This is a genomic window from Caloramator sp., assembly GCF_020054765.1.
Classification (GTDB): Bacteria; Bacillota; Clostridia; order Clostridiales; family Caloramatoraceae; genus Thermobrachium; species Thermobrachium proteoclasticum.
This window is the reverse complement of record NZ_JAIHAO010000042.1, coordinates 1-16,707: the sequence shown is the minus strand read 5'-3', so window position 1 is coordinate 16,707 and position 16,707 is coordinate 1. Positions and strand designations below refer to the sequence as shown.

Genomic DNA, 16,707 nt, shown 5'->3' with positions numbered 1-16,707 from the left:
AACCTAGCTTCTTATTTGGTACGTTCGCTCTCGCTGTTCAGTTTTCAAGGACCGTTGACGCTTATTTATCTTATCACGTCTTTTTTATTATGTCAACTACTTTTTTGTTTTTTATTTCGCCGCCCTCGCGACGACTTTTACATAATAACACACAATTAAAGTTTATTGTAATATTATTTTTTGATTAGATGAAATTAAGTAAAACATTGATATAAATTTCATCTTTTTTCTCTAATTTGCTTATATCGATATACCAGGATTAGTTGACTCTACATTTTTTATTATTAACACTAAGATTTTATATTATTCATATTAAACATATTATTTTTTACCTATCAAATATAATTCACAATCAAATACAAAAAGTCTAAAATAATTTGAATAAAACATTATGTTTTTTAACTATTTTTCTTATGTTACATAATAAAATAAACTACCTACACTTATAAAAGTAAGCTACTTCTGTTGTTCATTAAGTTAAAAATATTTGCTTATACAATTTGATTATCACTCTGGAACTAATTATATATTTATTATTCATTTATAATATAAAACGAGTCTATAAAACAAACTAAATAAAATCTACATTAAAACTGTCTATCGTCTAAAAAATCTCGACTATATATAAGGGGTAATACCCTAATTATTAGCATATTTTTATTTCTTTAATTCATACCCCTGCTTTACTAAGTAGTAATTTCCTGGTAAATATTATATATTCACTTACTCACTCAAAAGGATATTCCATAACTTGAAATACTAATTATAAATCTATCTTAAACTTATTTTAAGCTATATGCTTGTTTTTATTTCTTTTTATCTTTTTCTGCTTTAAGATATAAATAATATGGGTCTCCCGAAATACAAAAACACCCAAAGGTTTTTATCCTTTAGGTGTTTTTATTTATTATTATTTTTCGCCACAAAGTTCAAGAAGTCTTTCCCATCTTCTATCTACTTCTTCTTGAATCTTAGCAACTATGTGTTCATTTTCTGGCTTTAATAGGTGCTTAAATCTTCCTTGAAGTTTTAACCATTCAGTTATTGGCTTCTTTTCTGCTGGCTTGTAGTTTAGCTTATAAACTCCATTTTCAACTTCATATAGTGGCCAGAAGCAAGTTTCAACAGCAGCCTTAACAACATCAAGTTCAGTTGCTGTATCACATCTCCATCCTCTTGGACATGGAGTTAATACGTTCATAAACTTAGCACCCTTTATGCTGAATGCCTTTTCTGCTTTGTTGTATAGGTCAAACATATATTTAGTTCCTGGAATTACTGGAACAGTTTGAGCAACATATGGTATATGATGTCCTACCATTATTTCAGTTAAGTCTTTTCTAAATTGTTGCTTACCTGGAACTACCTTCCCAGCTGGTGAAGTTGTTGTATCTGCACCAAATGGAGTAGCTGATGATCTTTGAATACCTGTGTTCATGTATGCACCATTGTCATAGCATACATATAATAAGTCATGTCCTCTTTCCATAGCACCTGATAGTGATTGAAGACCGATATCATAAGTTCCACCATCTCCACCGAATGCTATGAACTTATATGTATCGTTAACTTTACCCTTTCTTTGGAATGCTCTATAGCAAGCTTCTGCACCACTTCCTGTTGCAGCTGCATTTTCAAAAGCTGTGTGTATCCAAGAATCCTTCCAAGCTGTATATGGATATAGACAAGTTGAAACTTCAAGACATCCTGTAGCATTTGCAATTACTGCCTTTTCATCATCCTTAAGTGCCTTAAGTATCCAATTTACTACCATTGGGGCACCGCAACCTGCACACATTCTATGTCCACCAGTTAATCTAACCTTCTTTGCTGAAAGTTCCTTTAAATTTGGCATGATGGCACCTCCTATTCTCTTACACCAATGTAGTTATAAACTTCATACTTGCCAGTTTCAATAGCATTAAATAGGTTGCTGAAAACTTCTTCAAAGTTATATGTTGTAACGTCTCTTCCACCAAGACCATAGATGTAGTTTTGTACTATCTTTCCATCTGCTCTTCCGTACATAGCACTTACTACTTCATTGAATAATGGGCCGCCTGCTGCATTGAAACCGTCAACCTTATCCATTATTGCAACAGCCTTAACATTCTTTAGAGCTTCAGCTATTTCTTCAGCTGGGAATGGTCTAAATACTCTAACCTTTATTAAACCAACCTTCTTACCTTGAGCTCTTAGAGCATCTACAACTGTCTTTGCAGTACCTGCTGATGAGTTAATTAGAACTAAAGCAGCTTCTGCATCTTCCATCTTGTATTCTTCAAAGAAACCATACTTTCTTCCTGTTAATTTTTCATATTCAGCAGCAACTTCAAGAATTACCTTCTTAGCATTCTTCATTGCTTCTGCTTGTTGTCTCTTATGTTCAAAATAGTGATTTGGTAAATCAAGTGGTCCCATTGATACAGGATCTTGACCTATTAATGCAAATGGAGCCTTTCTTTCTTCTCCAACAAATGCCTTAACATCTGCATCATCAAGCATTTCAAGATTTTCAACAGCGTGGCTTGTTATAAATCCGTCATAACAAACCATAACTGGAAGTTGTACATCAGGATGTTCTCCTATTCTTACTGCTTGCATTAGATTGTCGTATGCTTCTTGAGCATTTTCACCATAAAGTTGTATCCAACCTGAATCTCTTGCACCCATTGAGTCTGAGTGGTCGTTATGTATGTTAATTGGTCCTGAAAGTGCTCTATTTGTGACTGCAAGAACCATTGGTGTTCTCATTGATGCTGCAACATATAATACTTCCCACATAAGTGCAAGACCTGCTGATGCAGTAGCTGTAATAACTCTACCACCTGCAGCCGCAGCACCTATACATGCTGACATTGCACTATGTTCTGATTCAACTGGTACAAACTCAGTTGTAACCTCACCATTTGCCACAAATTGTGAGAAATATTGTGGAACTTCTGTAGATGGTGTTATAGGGAAAGCAGCAACAACATCTGGATTAATTTGTTTCATACCAAATGCAACTGCTTCATTACCACTTAATGATACTCTCTTTGCCATTGCCTAATTCCTCCCCTCATTATTCTTCTGGTACAAAGTCAAGGGCACCGAACTTACATTGTTTTGTACAAACTCCGCATCCCTTACAGTGGTCAAAATCGAATCCTACAAGCTTACCATTTTCAACCTTTATTGAGTTGTCTGGACAAACAACCCAGCAAAGTAGACAGTGCTTACATTTATCTTCATACCAAACTGGTCTCATTGCTCTCCAGTCACCAGTCTTGAAATCTTCTGCATTACCTGCATCTAAAATTACTCCACCTGGTGTAGTTTCTCTCCAAGTTGTTTCATTTGTTATGTTAACCTTTCTTTCTTTATTCATTTCCCTTCACCTCCTCAAGTGCTCTCTTAACAGCTTCCATATTCTTTGGAACAACGTGAGGTTTATTAGCAAACTTATGCTTAAATGAAGCTTCAATGTCATTTAAGAAAGTTTCAACTGGAATTACTCCTGTTATCTTAACAACAGCAGCAAGCATTGGAGTATTTGGGAAATATGCTCCAAGAGTTTCTTCTGAAATCTTTCTTGCATCTATTGTGTATACTCTACCATCGTAGTTTAATTCCTTCTTAATTTCTTCTGGTGACTTTGCAGTATTAACAATCACTGCACCATCCTTCTTAAGTCCTGCTGTAACTGGTACAGACTTAATTAGTGTTTCATCAACAACAACTACATAATCTGGTTCATAAATGTTACTATGTATTGATATTGGCTCATCACTTATTCTGTTGTATGCAGTTATTGGTGCACCCATTCTTTCTGGGCCGTATTCTGGGAAACCTTGAATATACTTTCCAGTATTAAAAGCTACTTCTGCAAGTAATAGTGAAGCTGTCTTTGCCCCTTGGCCACCACGACCATGCCAACGAATTTCAACTAGCTTTGACATTAAATTATCCTCCCTTCACACTCTTTTATATAACAGAAAATTCTGAACAAGCCTGTTATAGCATAATTTGTACTCCTTGTACTATAACAGCACATAAATGCCTTATAATACAAGGGTTTTCAATACAACAGCCTGTCAATTAAAATTGTAACAGACTAAAAAAATCCTGTCAATAAACTTACCTAAAAAATTCGACTTATCTAAAAATTTGTTAATTTATTAACGTTTTGATGGCAAAATAAAAGAACAAGTCAACCTTGTCCTTTAATTAAAAGATAGCCCATTCTAAAAGAACTATAAGACCTATACCAGGTATTCCAAGCACTCCAGCACAAAAAGCTGTAAATATATTAAGAGGAATTGTTATGTTAAATTTTTGTCCTATTATATTTGCTGCAAAAATTATAATGCCACCTATTGCTGTTTTTAAAATAAATTTAATAACTATTAATGATTTTTCCTTCAATGCCATAACAAATAAAAATAATAGAAATATAATTAATACATATACGATTACATTAACATCAACTTGTAAAGGCATATAACTCCTCCTATGAAGTTTGTTTGTTATATTTATATGCCTTAATAGTTAACTATATTATTAATTCTTTTTGCCACTTTGAATAGATAACTTAATCTTGCAAATTCGGCCTTTTCTTTATATATTGCATAATCTATCATATCTGGGTCAGTTGAATACATAAAGGTTTCCTGTGCACTTTTTATTTCTGAAATAACCCTTTCTATTTCACTTTTTACCTCCAACAATTCCTTATTTTCTTGAACCTTTGGAGAACTTATAACCCTTATTGCTTTTTCTAATAAATCGATGGTTGAAACATGTCCATCCATTTTAACCCCTCCTCCGTATTTTACATCTACATTATTGACAAGTTAAGGAGAGTTTATACAAAAAACTAAGGTATAAAATTATTTTTATGTAGTATAAGCATAATATTGTACTAAAAACATCTACAGCCTTAAAAACTTACTACTCCATATCTTATTATTCCCTATACGCCATCATTTTGTAATATACTTTTTTATTGTTCATTATACGAACAATAATATAGAATTTAGTATTGTGTTGTTATACTTTTACTTTATATATAATATGATTTTATGCTATAATTTTCTTAAACGTTTAAGTATAATAAAAAGGAGAGAAAAAGATGGATTGGAAACAAGGCATCTATTCTGATGGCTCAAAGAATTTTTTAAGCAATCCTAATCCAAGATTAGGCGAAACAATTAAAGTTAAACTTAGGGTTTTCAAAGATGCACCTATTAAAGCTATATTTTTAAGATACCTCCCAAATGGAGAACATCATATGATAGAAATGAAAAGAGAAAACGAAGATGATATATTTGCCTACTACAGCACAGATTTAAAAATAAGTGAAAAAACAATTAATTATCGTTTTATGATTGCAACTGATGATGATGTGTATTATTATAATCAGCTTGAGGTTACAAACTACGACCCAAACGAACACTATGATTTTAAGATAATTGCAGATTATGAAAACCTTGAATGGGTAAGAGATTGTGTTTTTTATCAAATATTCCCTGACCGTTTTTATAACGGAAATCCAGATAATGATGTACAAGATGAAGAATATTTTTTAGATGGGCATCCTACTTCAAAACAACCTTGGGGCAAAAAACCTGTAGAATATAGCGAAGGACACTGTTTAGATTTTTATGGTGGCGATTTAGAAGGAATAAAACAAAAAATTCCTTATTTAAAGGAGTTGGGTGTCAATGCAGTTTACATTAATCCAATATTTTGGGCACCTTCTCACCATAAATACGACTGTATAGATTATTTTCAAGTCGACCCGCACTTTGGTGGAAATGAGGCACTAAAGGAATTAGTTGATGAACTTCATAAAAACGATATGAAAATTATACTTGATATATCTGTAAATCATACTGGTTCAGGGCATAGATGGTTTAATAAAGAAGGATTTTTTGATAAATCAACTGGTGCATATAATGATAAAAACGCTGAAGAAAGAGAATACTATTATTTTGATGAAAATGGAGACTATTTTAGGTGGATGGGGGTAGACACTCTCCCAAGTTTAGACTACCGTTCTCAGAAATTAAGAGACATTATATATAGAAAGCCTCATTCTGTTCTTCAAACTTGGTTAAAACCTCCATACAATATAGATGGTTGGAGACTTGATGTTGCAAACAATATGGCAAGAAAAGATGAAATAGATGTATCTAATGAAGTTTGGATTGAACTAAGACAACATTTAAAGGCAGCAAAATCAAATATGTATCTATTGGCAGAACATTGGGCAGATACTTCAAAGTATCTGCAGGGAGATAAATGGGATGCTGCTATGAATTATTATGGATTCCAAAGACCTGTTAGAGATTTTATTGGTGATATAGATGTTTATCTAACAAGAACCCATATACCTTTAAAAAGCAAGCACAAAGACGCTGTAAAACTTGCAAAGCAACTTAGTCAGCATCTTGCACAACTTCCATATCAAGTTAAGATGAATCAGTTTAACCTATTAGACAGCCACGATGTACATAGACTTCATATAATGCCACATATAGATTTTGAAACATACCGTTGTGCTGTTGTTATGTTATTTACTTTCCCTGGAGTTCCATCTATCTATTATGGTGATGAGGTTGGAATTGAAGGAGATCTGCGTTATGGTGAAGGCTGTAGATACTGTATGCCTTGGGAAGAAGACAAGTGGAATAAAAATCACTACAACCTATATAAAAAATTAGCTCACCTTAGAACCAAAGAAGATGTCTTAAAAAACGGCGGGTTTAAAATTCTTTATGCAGAAGGTTCAATTATTGCCTTTGCAAGATTTAATAACGAAAAGGCATTTATAACTGTTGTATCAATGGAAAATGCAGATAAAGAGATTCCTATAAACGGAAGACTCATTGGAATAACTGATAAGAGTAGTATAAATGAAGTATTTAATGAAAAAAATGCTTATATATGTAAAGATGGTATTGTAAATTTAAAAGTTAGTGCCAATAAAGCCTATTTATATGAAATAACTTTAAAGCCCTAAGATACCTTTGCAAAACACAATATTGCCCCACAAATTTATTATTACAAATCCTGAAGAGAAGATATAGTTTATGCAAAATAATACGATAACATTAATGTAAATATAGGTTTATGGGGGTAATATTTATGAATGATAAACCTAAATGCTTTGAGGCAATAGAATTAATTTAAAACACCTGCAAGGGCAAAAATCAACCTCAATGTAAAATGTGTAAATACTATATATGGTTTAAAATGGGAGATGAAGATACAGCAGTAAATATAATAAAAACATTACTACAAGATGAGTAAAGGAAGGTTTTATGCCTTCCTTATACATTTTTTATACAAAAATCCATAAAATCATATATAAAACTATCCTTAGCCTCATCTAAATATATAAAGTTAAACTCCCTATATATACGTATATCTTTAATTGGAACCTCTTTTAAAGTTCCAATCTTAAGCTCTTTTTTTATAGCCTCTCGCGATATTATTGTATAACCTAAGTTAGCCTCAACCAATGATATTATTGCATTGATATTACCTATCTCCATATAGATATTTATATCTTTAATATCATACCCTGCTCCTAAAACAATTTGTTCAAATATCTTTCTTGTACCAGAACCCTTTTCTCTTAATATTAAATTGCCCTTTATAATATCTTTTATATCTACCTCTTTTTTATTTGCAAAATAATGTTCTGGAGAAACAGCTAATACCAGCTCATCATCTTTAAATTTGCTATAACAAAATTTTTGTTTATCAAAAGGCCCCTCAACAACAGCAAAATCTAATTTCCTCTTTAACAACTTATCTTCTATATCTTCTGTATTATACACCTCAAGTAAAATTCTAATATTGGGATTTTGCTTTTGATATTCTGCTAATATCTTGGGCAATACATAACCCCCAATTGTCATACTTGCCCCTACTTTATATGTTCTATGTATTCCCGATTTATTTTTAATCTCATCCAATGCTTTTCTATATAACACGTCTATATCCTGTGCATATTTAAATAATATTTTACCTTCTTCAGTTAATTCTATATTTCTTCCTACTTTCTTAAAAAGTTTAGTACCATAATATTCCTCAAGTAACTTAATATGATTAGATACAGCAGGTTGAGATAAATTAAGATATTCAGCTGCATTTGTATAATTTTTAAATTTTGCAAGGGCAATAAACGAAACCAACTTTGCATCCATCAAACCTACCATCCCCAAACATTTAGCATAAAAATACATAATTATTATAACATATTGTTATAGTTTTATAATAAATCATTTATTGTTTATACAGATATGTGGCATTAATATTATATTTGTTAAAACTTTTGCAAAAGGAGATGACATTATGGAATGGATTAGAAAAAATTATCAAGGAATTCTTCTATCTCTAATTTTATCTATTATAGCCTATAAACTTGGTAAAATATTCCCTGTAATAGGTGGGCCTGTGTTTGGGATAGTTTTAGGTATACTTATAAATAATACAATAGGAAAACCAAAAGATTCTCAAGAAGGAATAAAATTTACTTCTAAAAAAATTCTTCAATGGGCAATCATTGTTCTTGGTGCAAGTTTAAACATAAAACAAATTTATGAAACAGGTATTGAATCATTATCTGTTACTTTCATTACTCTTTCAGTAGCCTTTATTACTGCATTTGTCTTTGGAAAGCTTCTTAATATACCATATAAATTAAAATCACTTATAGGCGTTGGAACTGCAATATGTGGAGGTTCTGCAATTGCTGCAATATCTCCAATAATTGAAGCTGATGAAATGGAAGTTGCATACTCAATATCTACAATATTTTTATTTAATATAATAGCCGTACTTATTTTCCCTCCACTTGGTCATATTCTCGGATTTGATGATAAGTCGTTTGGACTTTGGGCAGGAACTGCAATAAACGATACATCATCTGTTGTAGCAGCAGGATACATATACAGCAACGCTGCAGGTGCCTATGCTACAATTGTTAAACTAACAAGAACAACAATGATTATCCCTATTTCCTTAATCTTTGCAATCATAACTTCAATACAAAAGAAAAAAGAATCAAAACAAAATCTGGGGGTAAATTATAGCTTTAAGAAAATATTTCCTTGGTTTATAATTTGGTTTTTAGTAGCTTCTATTTTAAATACAATTGGATTATTTCCAAAAGATATAATTTCATATATAAACACAATAGGTAAATTTATGATTGTTATGGCACTTTCTGCAATTGGGCTTTCAACAGACTTTAAAAAAATACTTCAAACAGGTATAAAACCTCTCTTATTAGGCCTAATTGTTTGGTTTTCAGTTGCAGTCTCAAGTATAATAGTTCAAACTTTATAATAATTAATTTAAAATCCATATCAAACAACATTAAACAAAGAGAAAAAGAGAAAGGTTAAAAAATCCTTTCTCTTTATTTATACTAAACCTAATTTTTAATATATATATCTATTCAGTTTTTTATTTACTTAATCAACTTAATCCACTCATTCACATTATTAACAACAAAAACTTCTTCTCCACCATCTATAGTTATAACCTTTAATCCTTTTTTAATTATAGAAACTGATATTATTTTTAATTCCTTTATTTCTTTTTATGGAATTATTAATTTATGCGGATTAAAATTAAACTTATGTGATTGAAATATCACAGTTCATCTTTAGTTAAAAATAGCCATCCTCCAGCTGCTTCATTTTTGATAAAATGATTTGCAGGTCCATCATAAATTATTTCTTTGCCATTTGTTATCTCTAATCCAATCTTTTTAAATTTTTTGCTTTGGAAAAACATAAAAATGCCAATAAGTATCCCAAATGAAATTCCTGCCAATACTCCTTGAATAATACCTTTCAATGGTGACAAAAACATAAGCGAGAAAAATATACTCATAAAAAATCCAAATGATAATGCTGCATAGATTAATGTTTTTATATAATTTTTCATTTTTCCCCTCCCATTTTGAAACCACTAATTATTAGTTTTTAAACATAAGCACTTTTTATATCGTTTCCCTAACCCCATCCATTCTCCTTATTTCATTTACATCCTCAGCATCTTCAAGTCTTATTGGCCTTATTAGATAATCCAAAATACTCCCCCTTATTTTTTATTAAAAATACACCCAAGCGAAATGATTGTAAATTTTGGATAATGTCACATTTCACTTGTTATCGTCAAAAAAACTCCTTCAAAACCACCCCTTTAAAACCCTTGAAAAATCTGCCTCCCATATAATACCAGCAAAAAACTCCTTCAAAATTTTTAAAAAAATTTCCAATTTTTATCCTTTATTTTCCAAATAAATATATCGAAAAGGAAAATAAAGTTGTTCAAAATTTAGGGGGTAGGGGATTAGTTTTTTAGGGTTATAGGATTTATAGGGGAATAAGATTTTAGTAAAATAGGGGGTATATCTTTTTCTGATATTTAATCTTATTTTTTCTCTATCAAATCCCTATTTTATTAATCCTTTATTTCCCTCATTTCTAATTCTAAATCAATCCTCTTTATCAACTATAATCCTATATAACTTAAACCCTAAAAAACTCAATACCCTAACACCCTATTCTCCTATTTTCCTGAAATCCTAAAATTATACTAAAAGGAAGAGCCTTAAATTTACTCTTCCTTTTTGAACGACTTTATTTTCTTTTGAAGGAGTTTAATTGGAATTGAAGGAATTTTTTGAGGAATACACAATTTCTGGTGGCACTTATATTTCTCTTCTGCCTTCAAGGGCTTTTAGAAGCGTTACCTCATCTGCATATTCTATGTCCCCGCCTACTGGAATTCCGTGGGCTATTCTTGAAACCTTTATACCAAGAGGTTTTATAAGCCTTGCTATATACATTGCTGTAGCCTCTCCCTCAACATTTGGGTTTGTTGCAATAATAACCTCTTTTACCTCTTCATTCATTCTTGATAAAAGCTCTTTTATTTTAATATCATCGGGTCCAATACCAAGCATTGGAGAAATTGCACCGTGAAGAACGTGATATAAACCTTTGTATTCCTTTGTTCTCTCCATTGCAATAACATCCTTAGGCTCCTGAACAACACAAATCGTACTCCTATCCCTTGCAGTATTTGAACAAATTACACAAGGATCTGTATCAGTTAAATTACCACAAACAGAACAATATTTAATCGTTTCCTTTGCTTCAATTATAGCATCAGCAAGAGATTCCACATCTCTTTTATCCATATTTATAATATAAAAAGCAAGCCTCTGGGCTGTCTTTGTTCCAACACCCGGAAGCTTTGAAAGTTCTTCAATTAATTTTGCAACCTTTATAGGATAAAACAATCAACTCACTCCTTAGAAAAGACCAGGCATATTTAGTCCACCTGTAAGTTTACCCATTTCATTTGCCATCATTTCTTCTGCCTTCTTTAAAGCTTCATTTACTGCTGCTAAAACAAGATCTTGAAGCATTTCAACATCATCTGGATCAACTACTTCTCTATCAATAACAATATCTACTATTTCCTTCTTTCCATTTGCAACTGCCTTAACCTTTCCACCACCAACAGTTGCTTCAACAGTTTCTTGTTCAAGCTTTGCTCTCATTTCTTCTATTTGCTTTTGAAGTTTTTGTGCCTGCTTTAGTAGATTGTTCATATTTCCACCCATTGGGGGCATTCCACCTTTAAACATATAAAAACCTCCCTTAATTCACTATCATTTTATTATATTCATTTTACCTTCTTATTGTACCAGTTAGTTTCTGTAAATTCAATCACAAACTACTCTACTATTTCAACTAAATCCTCACCTAAAACACTCTTTACCCTATCTATTTCATCCTCCATAGGGTCTCCTAATATTCTAAATTCAAATTTAACATCCTTCTTTAAAACCTTTGAGAAATATTCTTCAACTACCTTTTTATTTTCTGCCTTTTCAAGGTTATCTTTACTAAAGGAATACTTTTTATCAAATCCTACAACTATCTTATTGCCCTTTGTTTCTACAACATCCCCAGGCTCAAGATATGCATATATTATCATCTTTTTATTTGCCTTAAGTAAGTTTAATACATCGTGCCAGCTTGCTCTAACTTCATTTATAGATACATCAAGTACAGGAAGTTCTGATAAAGCCATTTCCTTTTTGATTGGTTGCTCTTCTATCCTTTTAGCTACATTAGGCTTTGATTTTTGTGTTTGTATCTTTGGCTCTCTACTTTGTACGATAAAGCTTCCTTCCCTTATCTTTTCCTCTAATGTATTTAGCCTTGACATAATAGTTTCAACGGAAATATCATACTCTCTTTTACAATATCTAATTACAGTCATCTCAAGAAGTATTCTCCATTGATTTGTAATCTTTGTCGAGTTTTCTGCCTCAACAAATAGGTTAACTGCCCTCATTATTTCCTCACTTCTTAGCTTCCTCGACTGCTCAACCAATCTGTTTATAGTTTCCTTACTCAAATCAAGTATTTCTTCAGGATTTTTACTAACCTTTGCAAGAAGCAGGTTTCTAAAATGCCTTGTCATATCTTTAATAAACTGAACTACATCCTTACCACTTAATATAACCTCGTCAATTGTCCTTATTGCACCCTCTATATTTCTATCTATCATAAAATCAACAAGATTAAAAATATGTTCATTGGATGTAAGCCCAAGCATTTCAGAAACTCTTTGGTATTCAACTTTACCATCAGACATTGCAATTGCCTGATCTAAAATAGAAAGTGCATCACGCATTGCTCCATCTGAAACACGAGATATAAGTTCAAGCGTGTCGTCATCACAAAGTGCTCCTACTTGCTGAACGACACTTCTTAATCTTGAAACCATATCCTTTGTTGTGATTCTCTTAAAGTCAAACCTTTGACATCTTGAAAGTATAGTAGGGGGTACCTTTTGAGGGTCCGTTGTTGCAAGTATAAAAATAACGTGCTTAGGTGGCTCTTCTAAAGTCTTCAAAAGTGCATTGAAGGCACTTTGGGAAAGCATATGTACCTCATCTATTATATATACCTTATATCTTGCTCTATGAGGTGGATATTTTACATCCTCAATAAGTTCCCTTACATTTTCAACTCTGTTGTTTGATGCAGCGTCTATCTCAAAAACATCTATTAATGTTCCTGCATTTATTTCCCTACACATCTCGCATTCATTACAAGGTTCTGCATCAACTAAATTTAGACAGTTTACAGCCTTCGATAATATTTTTGCCGTTGACGTTTTTCCTGTTCCACGAGTTCCGCAGAATAGATATGCGTGAGGAATTTTATTTTGCAATATTTGATTTTTAAGTGTTCTTACTATATGTTCCTGCCCTACAACTTGGCTGAAGTTTTGTGGTCTAAACTCTCTATAAAGGGCTTTGTACATAATATCACCCCTTAAATAATTATAACCAATTATAGTAATTTAAAAAAGTATAAAAAAAAGCCCTTAAGGCTATTTTTAAGACCGTGCACCTTACTTCGATGTAAGCCTACAAGCGTTACCTGGGCAGTAAGCTCCAATCAGGCTTACCCGCGGCACACGAAAGTGTTCACTTACCGTTGCTTCCTTCCGGACCTGGCGGGGTTCATGAATTTCCGTTGCGCAGGACCCAATCTTCAACACCACTTACCCAGGTCAGTCCCTACATACTTACACCTAGGTAAGGAATTCAACCCTGCTATAGCGGATTGCAGGTTACAGGGCACCGCTACCTCCCCGTCTAGCACGGTCATGGCGGAGAGAGGGGGATTCGAACCCCCGATACGGGTTTTATCCGTATACGCGATTTCCAGTCGCGCGCCTTCGACCAGCTCAGCCATCTCTCCATGTGCTGACTATTACATTATATATATTTTATTAAGTTATGTCAAGGTGAGATTTGTCAGAAATATTTGTAATAAGTTAACAAAAGGTTACAGGAACCTTTTGTTAACTTATCTTAAATGCTTTAATTTTGATTCAACAACCTTTTCAGCAACTTCAAATAACTCCTTTATTTCTTCAGATGCTAAACTATAGTGAATATTAAGCCCAACCTTCTCTCCCTTAACCACACCAGCATCCTTTAATATTCTTAAATGTTGTGAAAGATTTGATTGGCTAAACTCTATATTTTCATTAAGCTTACATACACATTCTGGCCCATCTATCAAAAACTTTACTATTTTATATCTTATTGGATGTCCTAATGCCTTAAATATTTTAACAATCATTTCCTCCTGTGTCACCTTTAACACCCCTTATTCTGTAGTTAATAATATTATAATTCTCTAAACAAATATATGCAAGACATAAGTAAAAAAGGGCATTTATGCCCTTCCAGTTCTTATATTATTTATGAAGCTCTCTGGCATTCCTACCTCCTCCATATCCTGTGCAGCCCTTTCATAGTCGTATGGTACATACATTATTTCAACCTTAAGCTCATCATCTGCATCTATAATTATATAATTTGCATCTGGTCTTCCATTTTTAGGTTTGCCTACACTACCTGAATTTATCAACATTTTGTTGTAGTATCTTTTAAAATATGGCACATGTGTATGTCCACAAACTAAAATATCGTGGCTTATTTCTCCCATAACCTCTTCTGCTTCCTTTGAATTTTCCTTTAGATATTCATTTATCTTTCTTGGACTTCCATGAACAAATATAAATGTTCTTTCACCAAAAGTTAAAACAGCCTCCTTTGGAAGTGCTCTTAAAAATCTCTTATTTTCCTCAGTTGTGTTTTCTACTGTCCAACCAAGTGATATTCCTGCGTTTTCAGCATCCTTAGGGTTTGGATAATCACATCCACAAACCATTCTCTCAAATCCAACTGCATCATCGTAGTTACCCATAATAGTTAATATATTTTTCTTTCTGATAAGTTCAATTACTTCGTTTGGATGAGTCCCATAACCTACAAGATCTCCTAAACATACTGTCAAATCAACATCTCTTCTTTCTATATCCTCTAAAACCTTCTCAAGAGCATATATGTTGCTGTGAATGTCAGATATAACTGCTATTCTCATATTATCACCTCTTAATATTATTTAATTATATAATAATGTATAAATATGTTGCCTGTAAAGTTAATTTAGTGTTAAAAATTTCTTAGATAACATATATTATTTCCATAAACTATTGTACTAATAAGTATAAAATATTATAATATTTCTATCATATTAAAGGGGGGAGATAAAATTGAAGGACAAGAAAAAAATAGCTGTAGAATTTATTATTCTATTTGGTATTATAAGTGCCTTAGGTGATGTTACCTATGAAGGTGCAAGAAGCGTATATGGTACATATCTTGCATCATTGGGTGCCACCGCAACTATTATAGGATTTATTACAGGACTTGGTGAATTTTTAGGTTATACCTTTAGATTGATTTCAGGATACTTTGTTGACAAGACAGGAATGGATTGGCCTATTACTATTCTTGGCTATACCCTTTTACTATCAGTTCCACTTTTAGGTTTTTCTAATACTTGGAAGGTTGCCGCAATATTTGTACTATGTGAAAGACTTGGTAAAGCAATTAGAAGCCCTGGGAAAAGTTCAATGCTATCCCACGCAACAAAGCACGTAGGAACTGGTTTTGGATTTGGTATATTAGAGGCAGTTGACCAGCTTGGAGCACTAATTGGCCCTCTTGTATTTACTTTTGCCTTAACACTTACAGGAACATATAAAGCAGGATTTAAATTTATGCTAATCCCTGCACTTTTAACTATTGCCTTTGTAATATTTGCAAGAATTAGAGTTCCTAATCCAAAGGAACTTGAGGAAGATATAAAAACTGAAAAGAAGATTGACATTAAAAACAATAAGGCTTTATATACTGAAAAATTTATAAACTACTCCCTATTCATATTCTTTAGTATAGTTGGTTTTGTTAATTTCCCTATACTTTCTTATCATTTCTTAAATAAAAAGATAATATTAGAGGGGGTAATACCTACACTTTATGCCGTTGCAATGGCACTTGATGGATTGTTTGCTCTTATCATCGGAAAATACTACGATAAAAAAGGCTTTAAAGCACTTATGTTTGTGCCTATCCTTTCAGTAGCCCTTGTGATTTTAGGTTTTTCTAAAAATATGTACTTTGCGATAGTATCTGTTATGCTTTGGGGTATTGTAATGAGCATTCACGAAACTATACTAAAGGCTGCCATTGCCGATATAACAACTAAGGATATACGTGGAAGAGCCTATGGTATTTTTTATACAATATATGGTATATCAATGCTAATTGGAAGCGTTATAATGGGTTATTTATATGAAGTATCCACATTATCAATAATTATGTTTTCAGCAATATGTCAATTAGTTGCGTTTATATTCTATTTTAAGTTTAAACGCAGTTTACAAAAGTAATCTATATTTAAAGCAGTATTCTAAATTTTAACAAAATCTAAGTTATTCAGACTGTTGACAAAATTAATTGTTCGCTAAAATCTAAAAAAGCCCCATCAAAGGATTTATTAACCATTCCTTTATGGGGCTTTTATTACAAAGTATATTATACTAAAGCCTGTGAACTACCCCCACTTATAGAAGTGGTGGCTTCGTGGTCAATACTCCCATCGGAGCAAGTTATCCCACGCTCAAAGGGCTGTTCCTTCCCCAAATATACCATTTACATGGCTAATTTTAGCAAATTCTTGCTTGCATTTATATCTCTATCATGAACTGCACCACACTTTGGACATTTCCATTCTCTCAATGCTAAATTCT

General features: G+C 32.4%; 18 protein-coding genes, 1 tRNA gene and 1 other RNA gene. 3 read left to right on the top strand and 17 right to left on the bottom strand.

Annotated features, from left to right (window positions below; translation table 11 throughout):
- Positions 1–910: 910 nt before the first annotated feature.
- From JG776_RS10620 to JG776_RS10595, 6 genes are all read right to left on the bottom strand, one after another.
- Entirely contained in the window at positions 911–1,855 is a 945-nt protein-coding gene (locus JG776_RS10620) for a thiamine pyrophosphate-dependent enzyme (RefSeq protein WP_291967318.1), read from the bottom strand.
- An 11-nt stretch (positions 1,856–1,866) separates the two neighbouring features.
- Positions 1,867–3,045, bottom strand: a complete 1,179-nt coding sequence (gene porA, locus JG776_RS10615) for a pyruvate ferredoxin oxidoreductase (RefSeq protein ID WP_291967316.1) — start codon at positions 3,043–3,045, stop codon at positions 1,867–1,869.
- Positions 3,046–3,064: 19 nt separating this feature from the next.
- Entirely contained in the window at positions 3,065–3,370 is a 306-nt protein-coding gene (locus tag JG776_RS10610) for a 4Fe-4S binding protein (protein ID WP_027309347.1), read from the bottom strand.
- Positions 3,363–3,941: a 2-oxoacid:acceptor oxidoreductase family protein gene (locus JG776_RS10605; RefSeq protein ID WP_291967314.1), complete on the bottom strand. Its 579-nt coding sequence runs from the start codon at positions 3,939–3,941 to the stop codon at positions 3,363–3,365. Before JG776_RS10605 ends, JG776_RS10610 begins: the two co-directional genes overlap by 8 nt.
- Before the next feature lie 268 nt (positions 3,942–4,209).
- Positions 4,210–4,482 carry a pro-sigmaK processing inhibitor BofA family protein gene (locus JG776_RS10600; RefSeq protein ID WP_291967312.1) on the bottom strand — a complete coding sequence of 91 codons (273 nt, stop codon included), beginning with the start codon at positions 4,480–4,482 and terminating at the stop codon, positions 4,210–4,212.
- Positions 4,483–4,523: 41 nt separating this feature from the next.
- A complete protein-coding gene (locus JG776_RS10595; protein ID WP_035166601.1) occupies positions 4,524–4,793 on the bottom strand; it encodes a DUF2508 family protein in 270 nt (89 codons plus the stop codon).
- 320 nt (positions 4,794–5,113) lie between these two features.
- On the opposite strand from JG776_RS10595, the gene JG776_RS10590 reads away from it, so the two are divergent.
- Entirely contained in the window at positions 5,114–7,006 is a 1,893-nt protein-coding gene (locus JG776_RS10590; protein WP_291967310.1) for an alpha amylase N-terminal ig-like domain-containing protein, read from the top strand.
- Between the two features lie 310 nt (positions 7,007–7,316).
- Here JG776_RS10590 and JG776_RS10585 read toward each other — a convergent pair whose 3' ends face one another.
- Positions 7,317–8,198, bottom strand: coding sequence for a LysR family transcriptional regulator (locus JG776_RS10585; RefSeq protein ID WP_366934205.1), 882 nt, complete (start codon positions 8,196–8,198; stop codon positions 7,317–7,319).
- 148 nt (positions 8,199–8,346) lie between these two features.
- Here JG776_RS10585 and JG776_RS10580 point away from each other — a divergent pair, with 148 nt between their 5' ends.
- On the top strand, positions 8,347–9,342 hold the full coding sequence (locus tag JG776_RS10580; RefSeq protein WP_291967306.1) for a YeiH family protein: 996 nt from the start codon (positions 8,347–8,349) through the stop codon (positions 9,340–9,342).
- Positions 9,343–9,651: 309 nt separating this feature from the next.
- On the opposite strand, the gene JG776_RS10575 is transcribed toward JG776_RS10580, so the two are convergent.
- From JG776_RS10575 to JG776_RS10535, 9 genes are all read right to left on the bottom strand, one after another.
- Positions 9,652–9,948: a hypothetical protein gene (locus tag JG776_RS10575; protein WP_291967304.1), complete on the bottom strand. Its 297-nt coding sequence runs from the start codon at positions 9,946–9,948 to the stop codon at positions 9,652–9,654.
- A gap of 55 nt (positions 9,949–10,003) precedes the next feature.
- Positions 10,004–10,093 carry an acetyltransferase gene (locus JG776_RS10570; RefSeq protein ID WP_291967302.1) on the bottom strand — a complete coding sequence of 30 codons (90 nt, stop codon included), beginning with the start codon at positions 10,091–10,093 and terminating at the stop codon, positions 10,004–10,006.
- Positions 10,094–10,717: 624 nt separating this feature from the next.
- Positions 10,718–11,311, bottom strand: coding sequence for a recombination mediator RecR (gene recR / locus JG776_RS10565; protein WP_291967300.1), 594 nt, complete (start codon positions 11,309–11,311; stop codon positions 10,718–10,720).
- Positions 11,312–11,323: 12 nt separating this feature from the next.
- Complete coding sequence (locus tag JG776_RS10560) at positions 11,324–11,662, bottom strand: YbaB/EbfC family nucleoid-associated protein (protein WP_027309213.1); 339 nt, start codon at positions 11,660–11,662, stop codon at positions 11,324–11,326.
- An 89-nt stretch (positions 11,663–11,751) separates the two neighbouring features.
- Positions 11,752–13,356: a DNA polymerase III subunit gamma/tau gene (gene dnaX / locus JG776_RS10555; protein WP_366934204.1), complete on the bottom strand. Its 1,605-nt coding sequence runs from the start codon at positions 13,354–13,356 to the stop codon at positions 11,752–11,754.
- Between the two features lie 81 nt (positions 13,357–13,437).
- Positions 13,438–13,702: signal recognition particle sRNA large type (gene ffs, locus JG776_RS10550), an RNA gene on the bottom strand.
- Between the two features lie 3 nt (positions 13,703–13,705).
- A tRNA-Ser gene (locus tag JG776_RS10545) sits at positions 13,706–13,799 on the bottom strand.
- Between the two features lie 108 nt (positions 13,800–13,907).
- Positions 13,908–14,201, bottom strand: coding sequence for a metalloregulator ArsR/SmtB family transcription factor (locus JG776_RS10540; protein WP_291967299.1), 294 nt, complete (start codon positions 14,199–14,201; stop codon positions 13,908–13,910).
- Between the two features lie 81 nt (positions 14,202–14,282).
- Positions 14,283–14,993 (bottom strand): metallophosphoesterase family protein, encoded by a 711-nt coding sequence (locus JG776_RS10535; RefSeq protein ID WP_291967297.1) that lies wholly within the window; start codon positions 14,991–14,993, stop codon positions 14,283–14,285.
- Positions 14,994–15,165: 172 nt separating this feature from the next.
- Between JG776_RS10535 and JG776_RS10530 the strand changes: the two genes are divergently transcribed.
- Positions 15,166–16,347 carry an MFS transporter gene (locus JG776_RS10530; RefSeq protein ID WP_291967295.1) on the top strand — a complete coding sequence of 394 codons (1,182 nt, stop codon included), beginning with the start codon at positions 15,166–15,168 and terminating at the stop codon, positions 16,345–16,347.
- A 262-nt stretch (positions 16,348–16,609) separates the two neighbouring features.
- Here the strand turns inward: JG776_RS10530 and JG776_RS10525 are convergent.
- Positions 16,610–16,707 (bottom strand): zinc ribbon domain-containing protein (locus tag JG776_RS10525; RefSeq protein ID WP_291965875.1); only part of this gene is annotated, 98 nt, incomplete at its 5' end.

Bases quoted from the DNA above. Each gene is read 5' to 3' on its own strand.
- JG776_RS10605 (WP_291967314.1), bottom strand. From the start codon at position 3,941: ATGTCAAAGCTAGTTGAAATTCGTTGGCATGGTCGTGGTGGCCAAGGG.
- JG776_RS10620 (WP_291967318.1), bottom strand. From the start codon at position 1,855: ATGCCAAATTTAAAGGAACTTTCAGCAAAGAAGGTTAGATTAACTGGT.
- JG776_RS10590 (WP_291967310.1), top strand. From the start codon at position 5,114: ATGGATTGGAAACAAGGCATCTATTCTGATGGCTCAAAGAATTTTTTA.
- porA (WP_291967316.1), bottom strand. From the start codon at position 3,045: ATGGCAAAGAGAGTATCATTAAGTGGTAATGAAGCAGTTGCATTTGGT.
- JG776_RS10585 (WP_366934205.1), bottom strand. From the start codon at position 8,198: ATGGATGCAAAGTTGGTTTCGTTTATTGCCCTTGCAAAATTTAAAAAT.
- JG776_RS10610 (WP_027309347.1), bottom strand. From the start codon at position 3,370: ATGAATAAAGAAAGAAAGGTTAACATAACAAATGAAACAACTTGGAGA.
- JG776_RS10560 (WP_027309213.1), bottom strand. From the start codon at position 11,662: ATGTTTAAAGGTGGAATGCCCCCAATGGGTGGAAATATGAACAATCTA.
- JG776_RS10600 (WP_291967312.1), bottom strand. From the start codon at position 4,482: ATGCCTTTACAAGTTGATGTTAATGTAATCGTATATGTATTAATTATA.
- JG776_RS10595 (WP_035166601.1), bottom strand. From the start codon at position 4,793: ATGGATGGACATGTTTCAACCATCGATTTATTAGAAAAAGCAATAAGG.
- JG776_RS10575 (WP_291967304.1), bottom strand. From the start codon at position 9,948: ATGAAAAATTATATAAAAACATTAATCTATGCAGCATTATCATTTGGA.
- JG776_RS10535 (WP_291967297.1), bottom strand. From the start codon at position 14,993: ATGAGAATAGCAGTTATATCTGACATTCACAGCAACATATATGCTCTT.
- JG776_RS10580 (WP_291967306.1), top strand. From the start codon at position 8,347: ATGGAATGGATTAGAAAAAATTATCAAGGAATTCTTCTATCTCTAATT.
- dnaX (WP_366934204.1), bottom strand. From the start codon at position 13,356: ATGTACAAAGCCCTTTATAGAGAGTTTAGACCACAAAACTTCAGCCAA.